The following is an 8,220-nucleotide window of genomic DNA, read 5'->3' on the forward strand; positions in this document are numbered from 1 at the left end:
GAAAAACACCTGCGATTAGCGGAGCGTGATGCAAAGAATCTCAGCACTGGGTCTAGATGTGGGGAACAAGCGCATTGGTGTGGCAGGATGTGATGGTCTGGGTCTTATTGCCACAGGTCTTACAACGATTGAACGCACCTCCTTTGACCGAGATATTGCCCAGTTGCGACAGTTGGTTGAACAAAGACAAGTAGAAGTGCTGGTGGTGGGTTTGCCTTATTTGATGGATGGCACAATCGGGGCGCAGGCGCGAAAGGTACAAAAGTTTACGGCTAGATTATCATCTGCCCTTGGGCTACCAGTAGAGTATGTCGATGAGCGGTTAACTTCAGTTGAGGCAGAAGAGTTAGTGAAAGCTGAAAGGCGATCGCTTTCTGACAATAAAGCTCTCATTGACCGTAAGGCGGCGGCAATCATTCTCCAACAGTGGCTAGATGAACGTCGCTAGAGCCAAACTGGAAAGAAGCGATTAGGGATTGGAAGGATTATTGAGAGAGTTCTGAGGACTTGCCAATCCCCAGCCACCAGTCACTAAAGCCCAATCCTGAAAGACTAGCTTTCAACCATAGTGTTGAGAGTGATAACATGGGAGACTGCTGGATTATATGAATCAAATCTGTCCATGACTCTGACACAAGAGCGTAAACACGAAATCATCGACGGCTACCAAGTACATGACACCGATACTGGATCGGTAGATGTTCAAGTTGCCGTGCTTACTGAGCGTATTAATCGGTTGAGCAATCACCTGAAAACGAACAAAAAAGACCATTCCTCCCGCCGGGGGTTGTTACAGATGATTGGTCGCCGCAAGCGTTTGTTGTCGTATCTTCGCAAAGAAGATATAGCACGCTATCAAAATTTGATTCAACGCCTAGGTATTCGCGGATAGGCAGATTTAAACCTATGTCTACTGAACCATCAGGTGATGCCAAAAGCGGCTCTAACGACAGCCGCTTGCCGTTTGAACCCCGTCAGAAGCGCAAAAAGTCTGCCAAACCCCAACCGGAACCCGCAACCAGTCAACCGACTCCTAAAAAAACCGCACCTAGTAAAACTACTGCACCCACGGCATCTAGTAAAACTACTGCTTCTAAGAAAGATAAGCCAAGCGCTGCTTCAAAGGAATCCATGGCGATTCCAGAGGTAGTCAGCAAACGCATGGTACGCCGCATGGCTTTGCTGTGTGGCACTCCTACCGTTTTGGGCATATTGACGTTTTTTGTTAGCTATTTTTTGGTCACTAAGCTTGGGTTGAAGTTGCCTAATGTGGCAGTGGTTCTCGTTAGTATGGGGTTTTTCGGATTAGGGGTGTTGGGGTTAACTTATGGTGTCCTCTCCGCCTCTTGGGATGAGGAGGTACCAGGTACTAAGTTGGGTTGGCAAGAGTTCACCCTGAACCTAGGGCGGCTGACATCAGCATGGCGGTCGGCTGGACAAAAGGACTAACAACTTGTCGTTAGTGGTAAAGATTGCCTTCAGTAGTTTCAGTCACGCTTGATTTCTAGATTTCTTACATCATTAGCAAAGGTAAAAGCGATATAGCGGTTCTCATACTCGTGAAATACAGATTGACTCCTCCCCCAGCCCCTCCCCGATGCGGAGAGGGGAGCAAGACTCCGGTTCCCCATTCCAGCAAAAAAAGCTTTCCTTTTCCCTCCCCTTATAGGGGAGGGTTAGGGAGAGGTTGGAAGGGGGCTAGGGCGTGTTTTCAAACTTCCCCGTTAAATTCAGATCCCCCAACCCCCCTTCAAAAGGGGGGAGAATTTATTCAAAGTCCCCCTTTTTAAGGGGGACTTAGGGGGATCTGCGGGTTTTAAAACACTTCTTAGGGGATTAGGTTTAGTCGTATGCACTTAAGTGAGAAACGCGATAAGTACTACAGCTACTTAACAAAGTTTGCTTTGCGAAAAGTCTTCTTGAAGTCAAGCTTAATTTTGATCAGGATACGCACACAAGCACTTTGGCAGGGACTCTAAAAACATGATTGTGGTAATGAAAGTTGGCTCCCCAGAAGCCGAAATCAATCGCATTAACCAAGAACTGGCTGAACGGGGTCTGACTCCAGAAAAGATTGTTGGGAAGCACAAAGTTGTCGTGGGTCTTGTTGGCGACACGGTTGATTTAGATCCGTTGCAAATTCAGGAAATTAGCCCCTGGATTGAACAAGTGTTGCGGGTTGAGCAACCTTACAAACGGGCTAGCCGTGAGTATCGTCACGGTGAAGCAAGTAGTGTTGTTGTGCCAACGCCCAATGGTTCGGTTTCCTTCGGAGAGCAGCATCCATTAGTCATTGTTGCTGGTCCCTGTTCGGTGGAAAACGAGGAAATGATTGTTGAAACGGCGCGTCGGGTTAAGGCGGCGGGAGCGCACTTCCTTCGGGGAGGGGCGTATAAGCCTCGGACATCGCCTTATGCGTTTCAAGGTCATGGGGAAAGTGCTTTAAGTTTACTGGCAGCAGCGCGGGAAGCGACTGGCTTAGGCATCATTACCGAGGTGATGGACAGTCCTGATATTGAGAAGATTGCTGAGGTAGCGGACATTTTGCAAGTGGGTGCCCGCAATATGCATAATTTCTCACTCCTCAAAAGAATTGGTGCCCAGGAGAAGCCAGTTCTGCTGAAGCGGGGGATGTCCGCGACGATTGAAGAGTGGTTGATGGCGGCGGAGTATATTCTGGCAGCAGGCAACCCGAATGTGATTTTGTGTGAGCGGGGTATTCGGACGTTTGATCGGCAGTATGCCCGGAATACGCTGGATCTATCGGTATTACCTGTGTTGCGATCGCTTACTCACTTACCGATTATGATTGACCCCAGTCATGGTACAGGTCGCGCTGAGTATGTGCCAGCAATGGCGCTTGCTGCGATCGCAGGTGGTACTGACTCTCTAATGATTGAAGTCCATCCTAACCCTGCCAAAGCGCTATCTGATGGTCCTCAATCCTTGACTCCAGAGCGGTTTGACCGTTTGGTGAAAGAAATGTCAGTGATTGGCAAAGCTGTTGGGCGTTGGTCTGAACCTGCTGCTGTTCTTGCTTAAAAAGTTTTAAGAATTTTTAACATCCTCCCTGGCTGAATCTTTGATTGAGGTAGGGAGGATTTCTATCAGTTCACAGCTACTAAACGTGCCAAGTTGAAGATTGCGAATCGCGCCAAGCTTACTAGTAGCGATCGGATTAAGATATTCATGATCGATAACCGTGTACAACCGTAGTAGGTACAAGATGGCTACTCGAAAGCTGACACTAGAAATCTCTGAATCTCTTTTTGAGCAACTGGAAGGCATTGCTGAGTTGACTGAGGAATCCCTTGAAAGCATAGCCATACGGATTATCGCTCGCAGAGTGCCTTCATTACCTAGAGAAGCGCATGAACTTAACGAAAAACTGGCTCAAATCACTCCCAATCAGTTGCATGGTGAAATTGGTCTTGAAGAGGCGGTAGGTGGTGAGGTCTACTAGTCGTTCTGAGTCATACGTTCCCAAAAAAGGAGATGTTGTTTGGATAGACTTCGATATTAGAAAGACTACTAGCTGAAGCCTAAGCTAGTTTTGTAACTTGTCAGGAAAGGAGCATTACTTCGATATTCTTCTGCATCCGCTCCAATTCATTCCGCTTTTGGGCTATCCAAGCTTTTTCAACATCGCGTTGTTCTGGTGTTTCCTGCTGATATCTCTCTTGCCGCTCTAGGAAGTCATCATAGAATGAGATAACTTTGGCAAGAGCTTGAGTCGCTAATTTAACCCTATCATCAAAGATTGCAGTAACAATATCATCGATTGTTGAACTAACTTCATTTTTGAATTTAACAATCTCTTCCCAATAGATATCTCCCCAACCTTTGTTCACTAAAGCACCTAAAGGAGAACTAACAGCGACTCTAAAAACTTTTGCCTCGCTAGGTGGATGCTCTTTAATATTGCAGAACTTAGTTTTAAGATCATTCAATATTGAATTAATCTGGTAACTTAACTCAGTTTTCGCATTTTGATCTAAAAGGTTTAGACAACGCTCTATTAGTTCTAGATTAGTATCTGCAACTTCTTGATATACAACACTTAAGCTTTGTCTAACAGTTACAGTCAGGTCTGATGACTGCGAATCAATTTGTGGTCGTATATCCTTAATAAAACCCTCCTTCTCGTTCCAACCAATTCCTTTTTTAGATTGCTGTTTTGCATCAACAAACCATTTTTTCCTCAATCGTTCTATCCGTTCTTCCCATGATTTTTTAATCTGTTCTGCTGCCTGTAGTTTGCACTGCTTACCTAGCTGAAGGATTTTGAAGTCACGTCCACTAATTTCACCAATTTGTTCACAAATATCTTCTTGTGCTATTTCAGAAATTCTGGTCTTGCTGTCCCAGACATCTTCAGCTTGACGCAATTCATCTAAACAAGCTTGTACTAACTCCTTAAGTTTTTTAGCAGATTCCTTGAGTTCTGGAGAATAACTTTCAACCCTTTGATCACTTTGAGGTCTATCCGGTAAGTTGACGAGTATCTGGTTGGCCGCCTTAACGAACAAGGAGCCAAGTGGCTCGAATTGAGCTGGATTGAGTAATGAGTAAACTTTTTCTAAGGCTTGTGCATCAATGATTTCTTGAGTACTGAACCCAGCCTCTAAAACCGCTAGGTGTTGAGACTCGATCTGTAGCCAGTTACCCACTGATTGCCAATACTGCTTCTCACTAGAGTTTACTTCTCCATCTACCACTGATATCTCGTAGCAAATGGCAAGCAGCAACAGTCTTTCTGATTCTGAAAGGGGAACCATCAGCATCTTCAAATCATCAGTTTTTGCATAAACCTGATTCTCGCGTATGCCCTTAATTGAGCGGTGCGCCAACCGACGTGCATCAGTATCTAGGGAAGTAAATCGATTAAGGGCTGTCAGTAGTTGTCTTATTTCTGCATCTGTTACCGTACCATCTGCATACATCACACCCAATAGAACTGTTACTAAAGCGGTCAGAAAGATTATGGAAGGTGTGAGATCTTGTTGATTGAGTTTTTGCCCAGTAATGCGCGACAAGAGATCTATAGTCTCAGAACCAACCAGTGCAGTATCCATAAAGCCTGTGAACTAATAATGTTACTTGTCGTCTAGTATCGCCAGATTCAACCAAGACTAAATCCGGGAAAATACGGTTATCTTTGTTGGCAAAACTCGCTAGGCTCTAAGAAATTAACTTCCAACTAAGCAGAAATATGCTGTTTCAATTTCCCCCTGCTGTTCAAGCGGCGATGGCTGCTGGCAAGTACGTGCAAGTCTTTACATCAGCAGGAGTACCGATAGGCATGGTTAGAGACACCGTTACCGGACAGTTCGCTGCTCACGCCGTTGGTGTTGTCGTTCACAATAGCCCTTTATCCCCGCTAGTAGCAGCTTCCCAACTCATCATTGGTGGGACACAGATGGTTCAAACCCATATGGGGTTTCAAGGAGTAAACAGAAGAGTTGAAGGTGTTAGTCAACAAGTTGAGGGCGTTAGCCAGCAAGTTGCAGGGGTTAGCCAACAAGTTGTAGGAGTTAGCCAACAAGTTGCAGGTATCAATGCTGGCTTACAATCGCTTCAAGCAAGTGTAGGAATCCTGCAAGCAACCACAGCAGTGATTGGTGTTGGTGTTGTAGCTGGTGTAGCACTGTCAGCAGTGAACCTCCGTCAAACTATGAAGTTGAGGGAAGATGTAAAGCAACTGAAGCTTGAAGTTAAAAGCGGCTTTATTGACCTGAAAAAAGTATTGAAAGACCAAGGAAGCGAAATTATCCTAAGGATTGACCAAGTTGCCCAAGACGTGAAATTTGAGCAGCATCGTCTAGTTTTGATTCAAGCTTATGGAAGATTTCTAGAAGCGACTAAGCTGATGAAAATCGCTATCTCATGCGAAGACGTGAGTATCAGGAATGCTGACTTAGCGAATGCACGGCAGATGTTAGCCGAGGCTTTAGCAGACTACAACAATCCTCGCCTACTATCAGAAACTTCTGCGGCTGGACAACTCCGTAGGCTCGAATGTGGCTGGGCAATTGACCAGACGATTGCTTTATCTTATCAATTGCAAAATGAGTCAGCGGCAGTAAGCGATCGCCTTTCTCATCTTCAAGACAAAATTCGTCAAGATTCCCTCACTGTAATTGACCGTTGTGAAACCGAAGATGATCTTGATTTCCTCTTCCCTGAACTCACCCGAATTCATGACCACGATTTAGCTGTATTAGAATCTTGGCAAAATCATGTAGATTGGATGCGATCGCTTCCTGCATCCGAACTCAAACTGCTCCAAACTGCCGACTTCACTAACTCCGAAATCTCAGTTAATTCAGACATCAACACCGATACAATAGCTGATTCAGCACCACCAGAACAGTTACTCTACGAAAATCTAAAGCAAAAATCTCATCCTGAATCTCTGCGCGATCAGTTGCAATTTATGATGAAGCCTGAACTACGCCAAGAATCTGAATCTTATATTACTCAGCAAGCTGCGATCGCAGGTTATAAAACATTAGTTCCAGCGAATTTACAAAAAGCATCAGACTTAGCTGTTGCTAACCTCTACTGGTATTTCAAAGTTAGAGATGAATCAGAAGAAGAAGTAGAAGTTGCCTAAACAACAGGGAAAGAGTACTCGCTCACTCCTTAACAAATAGCTACCGTACCTTCCGGGAACATCAGTGGTAGGAAAATCCTTCTAGAATACTGAAACGATACTGACTCCACACCAGAATGCAACGTACAGTAGCGAAGCTCATCCCCTTTGCCCTCCTCCTACTCAGTTTTCTGACAGCAACCACCTTACATTCACTGCATCATCCTGATTTTGCTGCCTTAGCCACCACACCGCAGCTAACCTCAACAGCAAAGTCTTGGGAAAATGCTCAATTGGTGCAGACTTTAAGACCCCTTGGCGCACCAACACCAGAACCCTGCACTGGCTTTTCAATTACATCTGAGGCATTTAGTCCCGATAGCCAAATGCTTGCCGTTGGGGTTCACAGCTATGTCCAGAGTGTGTGTGGTGGCGGTAGTAGCAATCTGAGCTTATGGAACCTGCAAACAGGAAAACAAATCAAGACTCTTGTTCAAGGGGGTGCAGGCGAGGCATTGCTGGCGATTGAAGAGCATCGTAATCAAGAACCCGACGATCCGAATGCTCTAGTGGGTGACATTGCTCATCAGGTTGCCTTTACTCCCGATGGGAAGATTGTAGCAGCAGCGATGTCCGATAAAACTATCAAGCTCTGGAACGGGAAAACGGGTGAACTACTTCGCACACTCACAGGACATAATTATGCTGTTCATGCGATCGCAATTAGCTCAGATGGTCAGACTTTAATCAGTGGCAGTTCTGACAAAACAATTAAACTGTGGAACCTGAAAACTGGACAACTCATCCGCACCCTCAGAGACTCCCAGCCAGTTTATCAATTGCTCCTGAGTTCTGATGGCGAAAGCCTTGCGAGTGTCACTTCACGGAATAGTCTCTCGTATGGCTTGGGCGATACAATCGTTACCCTCTGGAACCTAAAAACGGGGAAAGTTGTCCGCAGCCTTTCAGATTTTGCAGATGCTTCTGCATCGCCTCTGCTGAGTCCAGATGGACAGATTCTCGTCACTGGCAGCAATGACAACAGCATTAAGTTGTGGAATGCACGCACAGGGGTACGGATACGTTCCTTGATGAGCCATTCCGCTACAGTTACCCGCCTTGCCATTACTCCAGATGGTCAGTTCCTAGCGAGTAGCAGTAGTAATGACGGCACCGTCAAACTTTGGAACTTCAAAACGGGTCAAATCATCCGTACCATCCCCGACCTTAAATTCATTAATAGCCTTGCTTTCAGTTCAGATGGACGGACGCTAGCTATGCATGATGGCAGTAGGGGACTGCAGGTGTGGAATTGGCGATTGCCGAAAAAAATCCGCACAATCGAGGTTAATTCTAATTTCTCCTTTACTCCAGATGGACAGAGCTTGATTGCGGGACATAACTACGCGATCGAGGTTTGGCGCTAGGGCGTGTTTTCAAAGCCTTCGATCCCCCCAGCCCCCCTTAAAAAGCGATAGCGAAGCGATAGCGAGGTAACGAGCGTCTGCTGGAACACGTCCGGTTCCTCCGAGTTAGGAAGCATCAAGACGGGGGAAGAATTCAATCAAAGTCCCCCTTTTTAAGCTATGCATTAGTCACATCTTTCTTAATAAACTCTGACTTGA

At 45.7% G+C, this 8,220-nt stretch carries 8 protein-coding genes; 7 read left to right on the forward strand and 1 reads right to left on the reverse strand.

Annotated features, from left to right (window positions below; all coding sequences use genetic code 11):
• Window positions 1-28 precede the first annotated feature (28 nt).
• From ruvX to AC5JL3_RS16125, 5 genes are all read left to right on the forward strand, one after another.
• On the forward strand, window positions 29-448 hold the full coding sequence (gene ruvX / locus AC5JL3_RS16105; RefSeq protein ID WP_496075440.1) for a Holliday junction resolvase RuvX: 420 nt from the start codon (window positions 29-31) through the stop codon (window positions 446-448).
• A 174-nt stretch (window positions 449-622) separates the two neighbouring features.
• The gene (gene rpsO, locus AC5JL3_RS16110) at window positions 623-892 is read left to right on the forward strand and encodes a 30S ribosomal protein S15 (RefSeq protein WP_192219696.1); all 270 of its coding nucleotides are present in this window, start codon (window positions 623-625) and stop codon (window positions 890-892) included.
• A gap of 14 nt (window positions 893-906) precedes the next feature.
• Window positions 907-1,449 (forward strand): PAM68 family protein, encoded by a 543-nt coding sequence (locus AC5JL3_RS16115; RefSeq protein WP_496075441.1) that lies wholly within the window; start codon window positions 907-909, stop codon window positions 1,447-1,449.
• A gap of 534 nt (window positions 1,450-1,983) precedes the next feature.
• Window positions 1,984-3,042 carry a 3-deoxy-7-phosphoheptulonate synthase gene (gene aroF, locus AC5JL3_RS16120; protein WP_496075442.1) on the forward strand — a complete coding sequence of 353 codons (1,059 nt, stop codon included), beginning with the start codon at window positions 1,984-1,986 and terminating at the stop codon, window positions 3,040-3,042.
• Between the two features lie 184 nt (window positions 3,043-3,226).
• On the forward strand, window positions 3,227-3,463 hold the full coding sequence (locus AC5JL3_RS16125; RefSeq protein WP_496075443.1) for a hypothetical protein: 237 nt from the start codon (window positions 3,227-3,229) through the stop codon (window positions 3,461-3,463).
• Between the two features lie 100 nt (window positions 3,464-3,563).
• On the opposite strand, the gene AC5JL3_RS16130 is transcribed toward AC5JL3_RS16125, so the two are convergent.
• Window positions 3,564-5,075 (reverse strand): tellurite resistance TerB family protein, encoded by a 1,512-nt coding sequence (locus tag AC5JL3_RS16130; RefSeq protein WP_496075444.1) that lies wholly within the window; start codon window positions 5,073-5,075, stop codon window positions 3,564-3,566.
• 137 nt (window positions 5,076-5,212) lie between these two features.
• Here AC5JL3_RS16130 and AC5JL3_RS16135 point away from each other — a divergent pair, with 137 nt between their 5' ends.
• Both AC5JL3_RS16135 and AC5JL3_RS16140 read left to right on the forward strand, forming a co-directional pair.
• On the forward strand, window positions 5,213-6,616 hold the full coding sequence (locus AC5JL3_RS16135; RefSeq protein WP_496075445.1) for a hypothetical protein: 1,404 nt from the start codon (window positions 5,213-5,215) through the stop codon (window positions 6,614-6,616).
• Window positions 6,617-6,732: 116 nt separating this feature from the next.
• Window positions 6,733-8,022, forward strand: coding sequence for a WD40 repeat domain-containing protein (locus AC5JL3_RS16140; protein ID WP_496075446.1), 1,290 nt, complete (start codon window positions 6,733-6,735; stop codon window positions 8,020-8,022).
• Window positions 8,023-8,220: the final 198 nt, after the last annotated feature.

The sequence above is a fragment of the Symplocastrum torsivum genome (assembly GCF_059505465.1).

Coding starts and splice junctions, on each gene's coding strand:
- ruvX (WP_496075440.1), top strand. CDS start 29: ATGCAAAGAATCTCAGCACTGGGTCTAGATGTGGGGAACAAGCGCATT.
- rpsO (WP_192219696.1), top strand. CDS start 623: ATGACTCTGACACAAGAGCGTAAACACGAAATCATCGACGGCTACCAA.
- AC5JL3_RS16115 (WP_496075441.1), top strand. CDS start 907: ATGTCTACTGAACCATCAGGTGATGCCAAAAGCGGCTCTAACGACAGC.
- aroF (WP_496075442.1), top strand. CDS start 1,984: ATGATTGTGGTAATGAAAGTTGGCTCCCCAGAAGCCGAAATCAATCGC.
- AC5JL3_RS16125 (WP_496075443.1), top strand. CDS start 3,227: ATGGCTACTCGAAAGCTGACACTAGAAATCTCTGAATCTCTTTTTGAG.
- AC5JL3_RS16130 (WP_496075444.1), bottom strand. CDS start 5,075: ATGGATACTGCACTGGTTGGTTCTGAGACTATAGATCTCTTGTCGCGC.
- AC5JL3_RS16135 (WP_496075445.1), top strand. CDS start 5,213: ATGCTGTTTCAATTTCCCCCTGCTGTTCAAGCGGCGATGGCTGCTGGC.
- AC5JL3_RS16140 (WP_496075446.1), top strand. CDS start 6,733: ATGCAACGTACAGTAGCGAAGCTCATCCCCTTTGCCCTCCTCCTACTC.